Origin of the sequence: Rariglobus hedericola, from assembly GCF_007559335.1 — a bacterium.
GTDB lineage: Bacteria > Verrucomicrobiota > Verrucomicrobiia > Opitutales > Opitutaceae > Rariglobus > Rariglobus hedericola.
Genome location: NZ_VMBG01000001.1, coordinates 2,215,953 through 2,230,526, shown reverse-complemented (window position 1 = coordinate 2,230,526; position 14,574 = coordinate 2,215,953). Strand labels below are relative to the sequence as shown.

At 60.0% G+C, this 14,574-nt stretch carries 13 protein-coding genes; 10 read left to right on the top strand and 3 right to left on the bottom strand.

Annotation, left to right across the window (positions count from 1 at the left end; all coding sequences use genetic code 11):
- The first annotated feature begins 68 nt into the window (after positions 1 to 68).
- The 6 genes from FPL22_RS09695 to FPL22_RS09670 all read left to right on the top strand — a co-directional run bounded on the left by FPL22_RS09695 (position 69) and on the right by FPL22_RS09670 (position 5,803).
- A complete protein-coding gene (locus FPL22_RS09695; RefSeq protein WP_144230078.1) occupies positions 69 to 1,121 on the top strand; it encodes a PEP-CTERM sorting domain-containing protein in 1,053 nt (350 codons plus the stop codon).
- 27 nt (positions 1,122 to 1,148) lie between these two features.
- Complete coding sequence (locus FPL22_RS09690) at positions 1,149 to 2,225, top strand: SGNH/GDSL hydrolase family protein (RefSeq protein ID WP_144230077.1); 1,077 nt, start codon at positions 1,149 to 1,151, stop codon at positions 2,223 to 2,225.
- 40 nt (positions 2,226 to 2,265) lie between these two features.
- Positions 2,266 to 3,573, top strand: a complete 1,308-nt coding sequence (locus FPL22_RS09685) for a carbohydrate binding domain-containing protein (RefSeq protein WP_144230076.1) — start codon at positions 2,266 to 2,268, stop codon at positions 3,571 to 3,573.
- Positions 3,574 to 3,650: 77 nt separating this feature from the next.
- On the top strand, positions 3,651 to 4,706 hold the full coding sequence (locus FPL22_RS09680; protein ID WP_144230075.1) for a LacI family DNA-binding transcriptional regulator: 1,056 nt from the start codon (positions 3,651 to 3,653) through the stop codon (positions 4,704 to 4,706).
- A gap of 67 nt (positions 4,707 to 4,773) precedes the next feature.
- Positions 4,774 to 5,472: a type II secretion system protein gene (locus FPL22_RS09675; protein ID WP_144230074.1), complete on the top strand. Its 699-nt coding sequence runs from the start codon at positions 4,774 to 4,776 to the stop codon at positions 5,470 to 5,472.
- 85 nt (positions 5,473 to 5,557) lie between these two features.
- A complete protein-coding gene (locus FPL22_RS09670) occupies positions 5,558 to 5,803 on the top strand; it encodes a hypothetical protein (protein ID WP_144230073.1) in 246 nt (81 codons plus the stop codon).
- A gap of 33 nt (positions 5,804 to 5,836) precedes the next feature.
- On the opposite strand, the gene FPL22_RS09665 is transcribed toward FPL22_RS09670, so the two are convergent.
- Entirely contained in the window at positions 5,837 to 6,277 is a 441-nt protein-coding gene (locus FPL22_RS09665) for a hypothetical protein (RefSeq protein ID WP_144230072.1), read from the bottom strand.
- A 228-nt stretch (positions 6,278 to 6,505) separates the two neighbouring features.
- Between FPL22_RS09665 and FPL22_RS09660 the strand changes: the two genes are divergently transcribed.
- The 3 genes from FPL22_RS09660 (at position 6,506) to FPL22_RS09650 (ending at position 11,049) form a co-directional block, all read left to right on the top strand.
- The gene (locus FPL22_RS09660; protein ID WP_144230071.1) at positions 6,506 to 8,554 is read left to right on the top strand and encodes an alpha-amylase family protein; all 2,049 of its coding nucleotides are present in this window, start codon (positions 6,506 to 6,508) and stop codon (positions 8,552 to 8,554) included.
- Positions 8,555 to 8,583: 29 nt separating this feature from the next.
- A complete protein-coding gene (locus FPL22_RS09655; protein ID WP_144230070.1) occupies positions 8,584 to 9,300 on the top strand; it encodes a type II secretion system protein in 717 nt (238 codons plus the stop codon).
- Positions 9,301 to 9,396: 96 nt separating this feature from the next.
- Positions 9,397 to 11,049, top strand: a complete 1,653-nt coding sequence (locus FPL22_RS09650; protein ID WP_144230069.1) for a beta strand repeat-containing protein — start codon at positions 9,397 to 9,399, stop codon at positions 11,047 to 11,049.
- A gap of 26 nt (positions 11,050 to 11,075) precedes the next feature.
- Here FPL22_RS09650 and FPL22_RS17990 read toward each other — a convergent pair whose 3' ends face one another.
- Positions 11,076 to 11,219: a hypothetical protein gene (locus tag FPL22_RS17990; RefSeq protein WP_238991366.1), complete on the bottom strand. Its 144-nt coding sequence runs from the start codon at positions 11,217 to 11,219 to the stop codon at positions 11,076 to 11,078.
- A 21-nt stretch (positions 11,220 to 11,240) separates the two neighbouring features.
- Between FPL22_RS17990 and FPL22_RS09645 the strand changes: the two genes are divergently transcribed.
- Positions 11,241 to 12,251 (top strand): LacI family DNA-binding transcriptional regulator, encoded by a 1,011-nt coding sequence (locus FPL22_RS09645; protein ID WP_238991365.1) that lies wholly within the window; start codon positions 11,241 to 11,243, stop codon positions 12,249 to 12,251.
- A 12-nt stretch (positions 12,252 to 12,263) separates the two neighbouring features.
- Here FPL22_RS09645 and FPL22_RS09640 read toward each other — a convergent pair whose 3' ends face one another.
- Positions 12,264 to 14,552 (bottom strand): RICIN domain-containing protein, encoded by a 2,289-nt coding sequence (locus FPL22_RS09640; protein WP_238991364.1) that lies wholly within the window; start codon positions 14,550 to 14,552, stop codon positions 12,264 to 12,266.
- Between the last annotated feature and the right edge of the window lie 22 nt (positions 14,553 to 14,574).

The following is a 14,574-nucleotide window of genomic DNA, read 5'->3' as shown; positions in this document are numbered from 1 at the left end:
ATCTCTACACGTAGAGACGCGGGCTGATTGCTTCGTTGGAATCATGGAAGCAGGTTGACCGAAACCCCATGAAACTACCCCAAGTCTGCTGTCTGGTTTTTTCCGGTCTATCCGGCTGTATGCCCGTGCTGAACGCGGCCGACCTTATCAAAGCCGATAATACATCCAACTTGCGGACGGCCGGAACGTATGCGGCTCCTAATGATGCTGTCGTTGCAGCGAGCAACGCGGATTGGGTCATTTTCAATAACACGTTTGCCACTACCACGGGGAGCGTTGCTTCCGGCGGCTCTGTTGCGGTGCTCGGACTTCGCGTGGTCGATCCGGGTAACGACGTCACGTTGGCGTTAGGCAATGCGACCTTCTCTATCGGTGTTAGCGGAGGCACCAGCGGCTCCATCGATCTTTCGTCGGCAACAAAGAACCTGACCATTACCAGCGGAGGTTCATTCGGGGTGATTCGTATGATGGGCAGCACTCCGACCATTTCGGTGGCGTCCGGACGCACGCTTACGATGGGGGCCCCGATCTCAGCATATAACGGCGGAAACCTTACGATTACCGGTGCGGGCACGACCAATCTGAATGGCACGATCTTGAATGGTAGCAGCGGAACGACCCGCGTCGTTTATACTGGCACCGACACGCTCACCCTCGGCGGACTCAATAGCTATACGGGTGGCACGTCAGTCAGCACAGGCACGGTGGCGATCTCGCAGAACTTCACGATGAGCGGCGCGAATGCCATCGGCCTCAACGCGGCGGCGGGCACGCATGGCGAGATCACGTTTGGGGGTAGCACGCTGACGCTGGGCGGTTCGTTGCAGCTCGATCTCACCGGCGATTTTGCAGTCGGAGGAACTTTTGATCTCATCGATTTTGGTGCGGGAGTTTCGGCAGGTAATTTCTCCGCGGTGTCCATTGCCGGCAGCTATGTGGCGAATCTTTCCAACAACGGTTCGGGCGTCTGGAGCGGAGCGGCAGGCACCACCACGTTTGTTTTTGATCAGGCAAGTGGCGATCTCACGGTCTCCGCCGTGCCGGAGCCGACGACGATCTCTTTATTGATCGGAGGCCTCGGTTTCGTGGCTGCTCTGACCATGCACCGTCGACGTGCGTGAGTTTTTGTTTTCGAGTTTCCCATCCCTATGAAATTTACCTCGTTGTTTTCGGGTCTCGCCTTGCTGGCGTCCGGTTCCTCGTTTGCGCCCTCGCTGTTCTCCGCGGAGATCGCGCCGACGGATTCGCTCATCCGTTACGTCGGGCGTTTTGATGATCGCCAGGCCGATGCTCCGCGCGCCGCCTGGTCGGCCAGCACCGTTGCGTTCACCGTTTCCGGAGGTTCGGTCTCGGTGAAGTTTAACGACAAGGGCAACAACCTCTGGCAGGTCGTGATCGATGGCCGGTCGGCCGGTGTGCTCACGCTGCAAGCCGGCGAAAAAGTGTATACGGTGGCCAGCGACCTGCCGGCTGGAAGCCACCACATCGAGTTGGTCAAACGCACCGAGGCATCGCTCGGCAATACGAACCTGCTCGGCCTGACGATTGATGACGGTGCGAAGCTTCTGCCGACGCCCGCCCGCGCGCGTCGCATTGAAGTGATAGGTGATTCCATCAGCTGCGGTTTTGGCAACGAGGCCGCCAGCAAAGAAGAGAAGTTTTCCGCCGCCACGGAGAATGCCTGGCTGGCCTACGGTGCGGTGGCTGCACGTGCGGTGAATGCGGACTATGTGTGCATTGCCTGGTCCGGGAAAAAACTTTGGCCGGACAATACTATCGTCGAACTCTACGACCGCGTGCTGCCCTATTCGGCAACTCCGGTGTGGTCCTTCAAGCGTGAGATTCCTGACGTGGTGGTGATAAACCTCGGGACGAACGATTTTAACGCGAAGGTGAATCCGGAGGAAGCCGGCTGGGTTGCCGCGTATGTGCAGTTCATCCAGCGCGTGCGCTCCCATTATCCGAAGGCGCAGGTTTATTGCGCGGTGGGCACGATGCTCGGCGACTGGAATCCCGAGCGTAAAGTCCGCACCACGATTCTGGGTTATATCGACAAAGTGATCACGCAAAGCAACGAGGCAGGTGGCCCGCCGGTGCGACTCATTGATTTTGGAGTGCAGAAGGCGGAAAACGGCATTGGTGCCTCCTGGCATCCGAGCGCCAAGACCCACGCCCTGATGGGCGCTCAACTCGCCGATACGCTGAAGCGCGATCTCGGTTGGTGAGGCAGACGTGTGGAGATGCAGCAATCAATTACCCCTATCCATGAAGCTCCTGTGGTTATCCGCCCTTTTGTGCAACCCGGCTTGGGCCGGCGTGCTTCCGCTCATGAATGGTAACTTTGAGGACGGGCTGGCCGGATGGACGCTCAAGGGAGGCCAGGCCGATGTGGCGGTCGTGACTGCGGACGCGGCATCTCTCGGGAAGGCTGGGCTGCGCATTTACGATGCGTCCGCGGACCGGTGGCAGTTGTCGAGCAACGTGCTGCCGGCGAAAGCGGGGAGCACCTACGCGTTGACGTATTGGGCGAAATCTACCGGGGTGCCGGGCGCGATCAATGTGAGTATCCTTTTTCTCGATACGGCTGGTCAGGTGCTCAAGGGCGGGACGGTTCCGCGTTACTGGCCGGGCGTGCCGGTCAAGACACCGGGCGTGTGGTTCGGGAAAGCCGTGGCAAAGGCGGTCGCGCCTGAAGGCACGCAGTCGGTCTTGGTCTCCATCGCGCCCATCGTGCGAAAGGTGCGCGCGGCTTTTATCGATGATCTGAGCTTGGTGGAGGAAGTTGCCGGCGAGACGCTACTTTCACAGGTGGACGCGTGGCTGGCGGAGATCAAAGCCGATCCGACCCGCGGCGCGTCGCCGTCCGCCATCGTGGTGAAACTCGATGATTTGGCGGACCGCCGTGGCAAGGTTCATGACCGCTGGAAGCGCGTCACCGATTTTGCCCATGAGCGTAAAATCAAAATCGACCTGGGTATCGTGGCTAACTCGCTCGAAGGTGAAAAAGCCGAGTATTTCCAGTGGATCAAGGATCAGCGCGCCACCGGTCGCGTGGGGTTTTGGTGGCATGGCTGGGATCACGCGGAATGGAAGGAGGGCGAGAAGCGGATGTTCGAGTTCGGCGGCACGAGTTATGAGCATCAAAAGAAGCACCTCGACGACAGCCAGCGCTTGGCGCGGGAGAAACTCGGGTTTCCTTTCGTGGCGTTTGGCGCGCCGTTCAACGTGGCCGATGCGACCACGGTGCGTGTGCTGGGCGAGGACAAGGATATGCGCGTGTGGATGTATGGTCCGCCGGATGCGACTGCAGACAAAATCGTGCTAGGCCGGGCCTTCGCGGTGAGCATCGAGCAGCCGACCTTCGTGGCGAACTATCCGGAGTTCATCGAGGGTTACGCGCACAATCGCGGCGCGGGATACTTCGTCATCCAAGGGCATCCGATGCAGTGGAACGACGAACGCTACGAGAATTTCACGCGCATCATGGATTTTCTGATCGGGCAAAAAGCGGAGTTTGTTTTCGCGGAGGAATTCGCCACCCGCCGCGATCTGGCGAAACGCGCGGAGCGATGAAAGCTGCGCGGGTGGATGGCACGATTAGGCGTTTGCCAGTCATCGGCGGAAAAGCCGTGATCGGCGCCACCCCCATCATGCCCACTCCGTCCCGTATCACTGTCCGCGATATTGCCGCCAAGGCCGGACTGCATTTCACGACGGTGGCCCTGGCGTTGCGCGACAGTCCGATGCTCAACGCGGAGACCAAGCGTCGTGTGCAGGAACTGGCTGAGTCGATGGGTTACCGGCCGGACCCGATGCTCACGGCGTTGAACGCCTATCGGAAAACGCGGAGCCGCCCCAACTATCAGGCGACGATTGCGTGGATTAACAACTGGCCGGTGCGTGCGGAACTCCTGCGCATTCCGGAATTCGGTGAATACCATCGGGGCGCGTGTGCGCGGGCGGCCGAGCTCGGCTATGTCGTCGAAGAGTTCTGGTTGCATGCCCGCGGAATGACGCCGGACAAACTCCGGCGGGTGTTGAGTGCCCGTGGTATTCAGGCGGTGATCATCGCGCCGCAGCCCAAGCCGGGAATCTGGATCGATTTTGATTACAGCGAGTTCTCGGCGCTGGCGCTGGGTTACAGCCTGCAACCGACCCGGCTGCATGTGATCACGAATCATCATGCGCATTCCATGAACATGATGATCGAGCGGCTTTACGGCCTGGGATACCGCCGCATCGGCATGTATATCGGCAAGGAGTGGGATGCGAAGGTCGGCCACAGCTGGTTGAGCAGCTTCCTGCTTGCCCGCTGGCTGCATCCGGATCTGGCGGATCTGCCTCCCGTGCTGCAAAACGATCTTGAAGGAAGCGCCCTCGAGGAATGGCTGGAGCGGCACCGTCCCGATGTAGTCGTATCCTATGGGCGGATACTCGATCAAATGAAGACGATGCGACTGAAGATCCCCAAGGATATCGGTTACGCTGGCATCGATCTGCTGGAGCAGAACCGCACGGTCTCGGGCATTTACCAGAACAGTGTCACCATCGGCCGCAAGGCGGTGGATTTTCTGGTGGATATGATTCATCGCGGCGAACGCGGTCTGCCGGCGGTGCCGATCCGCACATTGGTCGAGAGTGAGTGGAGAATCGGGACCACTGTGCGCACCGGGACGCCGAAACCGCGGACCAAGCGCAAGGCCTGATGCGCTTCTCTACGGGTAGAGAGCGGGCGACCTTGCGTGGGTTTTCAGGCAAAGGGAAACTGGTCCCGTGAAATACCCCTGTTCACGGATCAAGTGCCGCCGTCCTGTCGTTGCCACGCGCGGCTTCACGCTGATCGAGCTGCTGGCGGTGATCTGCATCATCACGATTCTGGCGGCGTTGGTTTTGCCGCTGCTGGGCCGTATGCAGGCGAAGGCGAAGGCCACCACCTGCACCTCGAATCTACGTCAGATGGGCGCGTCTTTCCGGTTATATGCGGCGGACAATCAGGGTTTCCTGCCCGCGGTATCGAAAAATACGAATGCCGACCCGGCCAAAGGCAGTCTGAACACGCTCGGGCACTGGCAGGTGGAGATCAGTCCGTATTCGGCGCGGACATTCACCCAGAACATCCAAGGTGCGAAGAACGCGAACGACCTGTATGTGCAGTGTCCGGAGTTTACGGTGACGGATGCCAATGTGGTGAGCCGCGGCTACGGCATGAACGACCTGCTGACGTCGCGGGGGATGGTGAAAGCGCTCACGACTTCGTCCAACTCGAGCAACTACAGCTACAACTTCCGGGTGCGCGTGGCCGAGGTGGTGGAGCCCTCGCGCACGCTGCTGGTGGTGGACAGCGATAGCGCAGTGGCCTCGCTGGCTCCGCGGCATTTCGAACGGGGGCACTGCGTATTTGTCGACGGGCATGTGGCGGCACACACGGTGACCGAGGCCACCGCGTTGAAGTCTGATGCAATCAAATACTAATAAAACTTGCCGGTAGGCAAAGGGAGGGCTTTAGAAGATGAAAGTTAAGCCGATACTATCGTAGGGCTTAAGTTACCTTTTCCCCGTGTTTTCCCATCCCGCCATGCTTCTTTTTGCCGTGCTGCTCACCCTTTGCGGTGTGTGGATGCGGTGGCGGGCGCATGATTACCGCATGAGCGCCGAAGAGGCGATGAAGGATGGCAAGCTCACCTACGAGCAGGTGCTCAGCCGGCTTAAAATGATCAAGATCGTCAGCCGCATCATCACGGTGGCGGGTATGGCATTGTTGATCGCCAGCCTGATGACGCCGGAGTTTTGGAACGGTCGTTGACGGATGACGCGCCGCCTCTGCCCGCGCGGTGTATTATAAGCCGGATACGTCTGCGGGCAGGATCACCTGGACTTTGGGGCTGAAGAAGACATCGGAGATGACCTGGTGGCCGCTGCGTGTTTTATACAGATCGAACCAGGCCCAGAGCGGGGCGCGTTCGTAGTATAAAACCAAATACACGCGCGTGACGCGGGGCGTGATGATGGCGACGTGCATGACCTCTCCGCTTTCAAACAACCCGTAGGTTGCGTCCGCCTGCTTGAGCGCGGCGAGTTCGCCCCGGAGCAAAGTGCCGCGGTCCAGAAGGGAATTCTGAAGCCAGATTTGCAGGGCGGTATTGAGGCCGCTTTGGGCGTAGGCGTTGAGCCCCTGGTTGATCAACTCGGGCACGGGCTGTTTGGTCTGTGCAAACGTGGTGGCCGGAGTGAAGGCCAACAGTGAACCGAGGAGGAGCAGGGCGAAGGGAGTTTTCATGGAGATGAAGGGTATGAGTTGTGACGCAGGCTGGTGGCATTTGTTACGCATTTACCTAGGCGGGAGCAAACTGGAGAAGAGGCGAAATGCCAGAATGCCACTGGTAGCATTTGCTATCACTGGCAAAATCGCGGTGTGCGGACGAAGGTAACTCCCGATCCAACCCCTGTCCGAGTTTACCCCGTGGTGTTTCCGTCGCCATGTGGCCTGCCCGGCAAGCCTTACCTCATGATAAAAGTCCTTACCCTTGCCTCGCTCCTTGCCGCGGTTGCCACCGCCGGTGCCGCTTCCCTTTCGATTTCGAGCGAGCAGCTTGAGAAAAAAGGTTCGGCCAAAGTGGAGCTGTCGTCAGGCAAGCCCGCGCAAATCTCCATTCGCTTTGATGATCCAGGTTGGGACTCGGGCGTGATCGTGCGGCCGCCGGCGGGAGAAAAATTCTGGGATCTTTCGGGCTCCCGGGTTCTGGCGGTTGACGTGGAAAACAAGTCCGCGGACAAACAGCTCCGGCTGACCATGCAGATCACCAGCGGCACCAAGGAAGAGAAGACCTTGCACCGCGTGAACTCGGGCATCGCGCTCAATCCCGGCGAGAAGCGCACATTGAACCTTTTGATTCCGCACCGCGAACTCCATGCCGCACCGCAGGGCGTGCCGGGTCCCCGTTTCGTGGACTCCGACAAGATCTCGATGATCGAGTTCTTCATCCAGTGGCCATTTGAGAGCAAACAGAAGGACCTGGCCGACTACCGCCTTTCCGACCTGCGCGTGACCGGTGAGCCGGACAAGATCACGGCTCCGGCCGGTGATGCGTTTTTCCCTTATATCGATATTTACGGCCAATACATGCACTCGGACTGGCCCGAGAAGATCCATTCGGATGACGACCTGAAGAAGGCGCATGCGAAGGAACTCGCCGAGTTGAATGCCTCGAAGCGTCCCGCCGAGTGGAACCGTTTCGGTGGCTGGGCCAACGGCCCGCTACTCAAATCTACCGGAAATTTCCGCACCGAAAAATACAAAGGCAAATGGTGGATGGTTGATCCGGAAGGCCGCCTGTTTATTTCGCATGGCATCGATGTGCTTCATGCGTCCACCGACGCTACCCGCACCCAGGATCACGAAAAGTGGTTCTCCTTCCCGGTGACCTCCTGGACCGCTCCGTTCACCGACTGGAATCTCGCCAAGAAATACGGGAAGAAGGACTACGCCTCTGATTTCTACGATACGCTGGCGAAGCGTCTCGAAAGCTGGGGCATCAACACCATCGGCGACTGGGGCAAGGCCGACCTGATCATGAAAGGCCGCATGCCCTACACGCTTCAACTGACCGATTTTAACGACAAGATGCCCAAGATCGAAGGGTCCAAGCTCAAGTTCTACGATGTGTTCGATCCTGCCTACATCAGCCGCATGAAGACGCTGATGAAGACCGAGGCGGCCAGTCGTCCGGAGGTCGCCAAGTCCATCAACGACCCGCTGTGCATCGGCTACTTCATCGATAACGAACTCAACTTCGGCAACCGCGGCCGCCAGGTTCTGGGAGACGCCGTGATCAAGAGCCCGGCCAAGCAGGCTTCGAAGCAGGAGTGGGTGAAGGACCTCAAGGCCAAATACTCCACGATCAAAAAATTCAACGACGCGTGGAGCACGGCCTACGCAGATTGGGACGCGGTCCTGGCCGCCACCGAGGCGCCGGACTCGAAGGGCTTCAAGGCCGATTCTGACGTCTTCTTTCTCAAGACGGTCGATCAATATTTCCGCCTCTGCCGCGATTCGATCAAGACCGTCGCGCCCAACCGCCTCTATCTCGGTTGCCGCTTCATCTCCACCGACGCCGTGCGCAAGGCTTTGTATGATGCGAGCCTGAAGTATTGCGACGTGCTCACGGTCAACGTATATGCCCACAGCACGGCCAACCTCACCAATGACAAGTTCCCCGACATGCCCGTGCTCATCGGCGAATTCCATTTCGGCATCCTCGACCGCGGCATGTTCTCCGCCAGCTTGGCGCCCACGGGTATCACCCAGGCTGAGCGCGCCGTGGCATACACCCGCTTTCTGCAAGGCGCGCTGTCCAACCCGCACATCGTCGGCACGCACTGGTTCCAGTTCCGCGATCAACCGCTCACCGGCCGTTGGGACGGCGAAGGCTATCAGATCGGTTTCGTGGACGTCGCCGACACGCCCTATGTCGAGCTCACCCAAGCAGCCCGTGAAGTGGGCGAGAATATGTATGAATACCGCATGCACGGAAAGCTCGTGAACGACATGCGCTGATCGTCAGGCAAAACCCACCCACTTACCCCATGAATATCTCGTCGCATTTTCCATCCCGAAAGAACGCCTTCACTCTCGTCGAACTACTGACGGTGATCGCGATTATCGGCATTCTCGCCGCTATTCTCATTCCCGTGGTGGGCAAGATGCGGGCGGCGGGCCAGAAAACCGCCTGCGCCTCCAACCTTCGCCAGATCGGCACGTCTTTAAGTAACTTTGCGGCGGACAACCGTGGAGCACTTCCCGGTTACGAGAAAATCAAGGACAAGGACGGTGAGTTCTACGGTTTGGTGAGTTCGGCAAGCCCGCAGTGGTATGCGGAAAACGGCAAGCCGACTCGTGCGCTTTCCTCCCAATTGTCGGCTTACTTGGGCGTTAACCAAGGAAGTGCCTCAACGGGCATTGCGAAGATTTTTGTCTGTCCTTCGAGTCCCACCGCGGCGGACGCCGTTCCTGCGCCCAGTTATTCCATGGCGAGCCAAGTGATGACGAGTGCCGGTGTCCTGAAGCGTCCCTTCGCCCTCAATGGCGTGCGATCGCTTCGCTATAACGAAATCGCAAATCCCCCCAAGGCGGTCGCGCTGTTCGATCTCGATGTCGAAGGTGCGGCATTGATCGGTGTGACATTAACCGCCTCGGCCTCCGTTCCGGAGCAATCGGTCCACGGTGCGACCCGCAACGTTCTCTATTTTGACGGCCACGTGGCCGCTGTAGCCAAAAACATCAACCCGCAAGAGAAGCTCTGAGCTTTCCCCAAGCCGATTTAACCGACGCACGGCGTCAACCAAGGCCACTGCCGTGTCCGCATACTTTCAAGCTCTCCCCCAAACACCGCTCAACCCATGAATATTCCCCAATCCGCGCACACGCGTTTGTCACCATCGCGCATCCGGTCCGCCCTCATCTGCGGCCTCGGTTTGGCGCTGCCAGCCTCCGTCGCTCTCGCACAGACAAGCGGCACATGGACCAGCACCACCGGCGGCAACTGGGCCGATATCGTCAATTGGAACAGCGGTGCCGGTCCCGTCGCCACCGGTGGCAGCACCAGTGCCAACGTCACCGCCACCTTTTCGGCTTCCGGCACCCAGACGGTCAACTTGGATGGGCCGCAGACGGTTCAGACTCTCGCTTTCAGCACCGGAACCTACACCCTTTCATCGACCAATGGCAGTGTGCTTACGCTGGCCGGCACAACCGTTCCCAGCATAAGCGGCACCGCCACCATTTCAGCCACATTGGATGGCTCACAGGGCTTCACCTACGCGTCTGGAAACCGGACTCTCACGCTCTCGGGCAACAACATCTACACCGGTGTAACTACGCTGACGAACGGCAATCTCACTGCCCGATCCGACAGCGCCTTCGGTGCCGCCGGCGCGGGCAACGGCCTCATCGTGAGCCAGGCGAGCGGACAATTTCCGCAGCTGCATTTAACCAATAATATCACGACCAGCGAAGACATCACGCTTCGCATGAACTTTTACAATATTGCGAACAATGGCTCCATCGTCGGCGGAAATCTCCTGTATAACGATAACAGCAACACGACACTTAACGGGTCCCTTGTCCTTGATCGTTATGTCGGCTCCAATGCCAACGTCGTGCACCTGATGGGCATTCAGGCCAGCGGGGGCACCCTTACGATCAACGGTGCGGTCAGCGGCGCGGCTACGGGAGGCCAGGCCAGCGGCACTTATGTGGATCCGACCCGTCTCCAGTTCAGGGCAACGACCGCCACGGCCAATGTGAACGTCACCGGTGTCATCTCTGACGGCACCCTCACCACAGGTGGTCTCTCTATCTACACCGCTGCCGATGCCCTGGGTATCGTTCGTCTCTCCGGCGACAACACCTACACCGGCAGCACTGTCCATCAAAAAGGCACGCTGCTGATCAACAACACCACGGGATCGGGCACCGGAGCCGGGGCGATCTCGGTCGCCTCCACGGCGGTCTTTGGTGGCACGGGTTTCGTCAAACCCGCCGGCGCCAACGGCATCACTTTCGCCAGCGGCTCCATCGTCTCCCCCGGTGATCTCACCAGCGGTGGCTCGGCTATCGCCGCCGGCAAGACCCTCACATTCGACCTCAGCTCCACGACAGGCACCGCCCTGTTCGACACTGGTTCGACCATCGCGATCAACTTGAACGCCGCGGCGATTCTGCCGGCCGACGTCTCCGAGCACCTCGCTTTCATCGGGCTCACCACCGGGGTTTCGCAGGTCACGTTTAATAACAACATCGTTAACTTCTCCATCACCGGCGGCCTGCTCTCCAATGGTGTTTATACGCTCGCCTCCTTCAGCGCCGACAACGCGTTTTCGGGTCAATGGGTGCTCGGCTCCGGTTTGGAAGCCTACAATGCGCAGCTTATCCAGACGGCCAACAGCATCCAGCTCTCCATCTCCGCCATTCCCGAGCCGGCGACCACCGCCGCGCTCGCCGGCCTGATCGCTATCGGCGCGGTCATGGTTTGCAAACGCCGCCGGATTTGAGCGCGGCCCGCTCCAGCAGCTATTTGTCAGCGAAGTCCCGGCGCCTGCGCGCCGGGATCATCGGGATTGCACATGAGATTGCCGCCGGCCCGCCAGATGTTAATACCATCGGCGGAATGAAGGAAAAACGGATCGTTCTGAGGGATGTCGCGATCAAGGCGGGGGTTCATCTGACCACTGCCGCGCGAGCCATGAAGAACGATCCGCGCGTGCAGCCCGATACGCTGGCCCGCATCCAGGAGATCGCCAAGGAAATGGGCTACATGCCCGATCCGATGCTCTCGGCGCTGAGCACCTACCGCATCGCCACGCGTCCGTCCCTGTATCACGGCACGGTCGGTTGGATTACCAATTTCGTTACGCGCGATGCCTGGATGGTGGAGTCGTTCAAACTGTATCGCCTGGGTGCGACCGAAGCCCTGGCCCGCCATGGGTATCTCGTGGAGGATTTTTGGCTGCGCGAGCCGAAGATGACCGGTCGCCGCGCCGCGCAAATCCTGCAAAGCCGCGGTATCCGCGGGCTGCTCGTCTGTCCGTTGCCCACGCATTGCGGCCGCATCAGCCTGTCGCTCGAAAACTTCGCCGCAGTCACGTTCGGCTACACTTTGGCGCGTCCCGCGATCCATCGTGTCACCACGTCGCACTACGAGAATATGCAGAACTGCATGCGGCAGTTGTATCACCTTGGTTACCGTCGGCCTGGCTTCGTCAACTGGGACGAGATCAGCAAGCGTGTGGGCGATCAGTGGACGGCTGCTTATCGCACGCCTCCCTTCGCCGGCAAGTGGGAGAACGACCTGCCGATTCTCCAGCTGGACAAAACCCCGACCACCTTTTCCAACACGAACCGCGATCTCTTCCTCAAGTGGGTCAAATCGCACCGGCTCGATTCCGTGCTCGTTGTGGACCGCCACATTCTGGACTGGCTCACGGAGGCGGGCTATCGCGTGCCCGAGGACATCGCCTACGTGTCGCCCAGTCTTCAGGAATCCAACGTCGAGCACGCGGGCGTCTTTGAAACGTCTCACGATGTGGGCCGCGCGGCCGGAGATTTTCTCGCGGGTATGCTGACGCGCGGTGAATTTGGCATTCCTGAAGTGCCGCGCCGCATCCTCCTGGACGGCATCTGGCAGCTTGGCCAAACCGCACGCAATCTGACCGCCAAAAAAAAGCGTCAGAATCTGGTCGAGGCAGCTGGCTGAATCCGCCGGTTATTAATCGCGCAGGATGCGCAGACGGAGAAATCGTCGGGGCGTTTGCGCGTGATCAAAGGAATCGTTGATCTCCAGCCAGCCGTCCACGAGCGCCGGTAACGCATCGAGTCGCGAGTCGAAGACGGTCTCGGTCCAGTCGATAAGATCTGTCGAGGCTTCGACGCGGTAGGTCACATCGGTGAGCCCGGGATCGAAGCGAAAACGGAAATCCAGTCCGGAGGCCGAGGACGTCAGCACAGGCATCGACGGCGAAGGCGCTTCGCTCTGGGTGAGCCCGAGCGCGTAGCGCAGGAGATTGGACACGCCTTGTCCGCTGGGATCCGCGGTCGCGCCGGAGACTGCCGCATTGGTGCGATCTGCTGATAGTGGAAACTGCTGATTCACCCAGGCGGTATAGGTCGCGGGATGATCGGCTGAGACCAGCCACTGTTGATAAGAGCCGTCTTTATATTCGCGTTGCTCGACGCGTGCGCCGCGCGAGAGAGAGGCGTCGGCAATCTCGATCGCGAGGCCGTTGCCCACGCCGATGATTTTGTAGAAACCCGAGTCCGTCGGCATGAATAAATAGCGCTGGCTGCCTGCGGTTTTGGACGGCCACATGCCGATGTTGTCACCGCTCAGCAGCGTGTTGCTCGCGACGTCCATCGCCTTGCCGGTCTGCGTGCTCTTAATCGTGTATTGGTTGGCGCCTTGGTGCGCGATGACCCACTTCTGGTTGGGGCCGGCCCCGTAGTTCCACTGCTGGACCTTGGCACCGTTGGAAGTCGAGGCGCCGACAACATCGACCGCCTTGAGCGTGTTGCGATTGAAGAATGCATAGGTCCCGTTGGGGAGAAGACCGCTGGCGGCGGGGACGAGCTCGATCCAGTTCAGATTGAAGCCCGAGGTGACGACCTCAAAGCGCAGCACTTGCTGGCCGGGGATGAGGTCCACGGTTTTCGAAATCGTGGTCCAGGTTTGGTTTCCGCCGGTGCCGGCGAACGCCCATGCGCCGGTCAGATCAACGCCGGCCATTTTCACGCGGAGGGTGTTGGTCGCGTTGGGCGAGGCGACGCGGAGGTTGAGCGTGTAGCGGCCGGGGTCGGTGACGTAGGTGGTGTATTCCATCCATTCGCCGGCGACCATCCAGCCGAGGTTGTAGCCGCCGCCGGTGTCGGTGGTCGTCTGGATGTCCACGCCCTCGGTGGTGCGGTAGGCACCGCCGGAATTCAGGGTGGCGTTATCATTGTAGGCGACGCCCTGGCCGCCGTTGTCAAAGGACTCGGCCTGAATGCGCGTGGTGGCCGACTTCGTGATGGACCATGGCTCGCCGCCGTTGCCGTAAGCGCTGCGCGTGCCGCCGGGCCAGGTGCCAAAGTCGGATGTCCAGCGAATGCCGGCGTTGGTGATGCGGTTTTTAAAACGCGTGTCGTCGGTGATGCGTTTGATAGTGAGAAACGAGAGCCACGAAATGCCGAGACGCTCGAGGTCGCCCATTTCGTCCACGTCTTCGTAAAGCGAGTTGGCGGTCGCGAGGCCGAAGTCGCCCTTGCCCCACGGCCAGCGATAGAACTCGGTTTGAAAACACGGATAACCGGCGGCGAGCACGGCGAGGAGGCAGGCGCGGGTGCCGGCGCGGCCGTTTTCCCCATAACCGTGGAAAGCGATTGCAGCGTTGTTCCAGTTGATCGCCGAACCGAGCGCGGCCATGTCCTGCAGCGCGCCGGCGCTGTTTTGGAAACTCGAATAACTCATCAGCAACACCGGCGTGTTGGGGGCCTTGGTGCGGATGATGGTGTAGGCGGCCAGCTCCATATCCATGAGCGGGGTCGAACCGGAGTAGGGCGGATTGCCGGCGGCGGGCTCATTTTGGATTTCGTAGATGACGTGCGTCTCGTTGGCGTAGCGGCCGGCGTAGAAGTTCCAGAATGCGGCGTTGAAGGAAGCGTTCACGCCTCCGCCGCCGATGGTGATGATGAGGTAGAGACCGTTGTCGCGCGTGCGTTGCACAACGATATCCAGCGCGGCGAACTTTGCGCCGGCCGAGTAGCCGTAGTCCCAGCGTTCGGCGTAACAATGCACGGAGTTCATGCCGTAGTTTTTGATCGCTTGGAATTCCGCGGTAGTCGGAAAGCCGCCGGTCTCCGTGCTGATGATGGCGCCGCGGAGCGGATTGCCGTTGTCGGACACGAAGGTGGTCTTCGCTGCGTTGATGACGGGACGCCCGCGCGCCGCCTGCGCGTTGCAGATAACGCCGAGGCCGAGCGCGAGCGCGGTGAGCCAATGAAGAAACCGGACGGGGTGGGGCACGGCGGGGTAAAGCGGAGAGGAC

Excerpts from the sequence above, each read along its gene's own strand:
- FPL22_RS09695 (WP_144230078.1), top strand. The coding sequence starts at position 69 with ATGAAACTACCCCAAGTCTGCTGTCTGGTTTTTTCCGGTCTATCCGGC.
- FPL22_RS09690 (WP_144230077.1), top strand. The coding sequence starts at position 1,149 with ATGAAATTTACCTCGTTGTTTTCGGGTCTCGCCTTGCTGGCGTCCGGT.
- FPL22_RS09685 (WP_144230076.1), top strand. The coding sequence starts at position 2,266 with ATGAAGCTCCTGTGGTTATCCGCCCTTTTGTGCAACCCGGCTTGGGCC.
- FPL22_RS09680 (WP_144230075.1), top strand. The coding sequence starts at position 3,651 with ATGCCCACTCCGTCCCGTATCACTGTCCGCGATATTGCCGCCAAGGCC.
- FPL22_RS09665 (WP_144230072.1), bottom strand. The coding sequence starts at position 6,277 with ATGAAAACTCCCTTCGCCCTGCTCCTCCTCGGTTCACTGTTGGCCTTC.
- FPL22_RS09660 (WP_144230071.1), top strand. The coding sequence starts at position 6,506 with ATGATAAAAGTCCTTACCCTTGCCTCGCTCCTTGCCGCGGTTGCCACC.
- FPL22_RS09655 (WP_144230070.1), top strand. The coding sequence starts at position 8,584 with ATGAATATCTCGTCGCATTTTCCATCCCGAAAGAACGCCTTCACTCTC.
- FPL22_RS09650 (WP_144230069.1), top strand. The coding sequence starts at position 9,397 with ATGAATATTCCCCAATCCGCGCACACGCGTTTGTCACCATCGCGCATC.
- FPL22_RS17990 (WP_238991366.1), bottom strand. The coding sequence starts at position 11,219 with ATGAACCCCCGCCTTGATCGCGACATCCCTCAGAACGATCCGTTTTTC.
- FPL22_RS09645 (WP_238991365.1), top strand. The coding sequence starts at position 11,241 with ATGAAGAACGATCCGCGCGTGCAGCCCGATACGCTGGCCCGCATCCAG.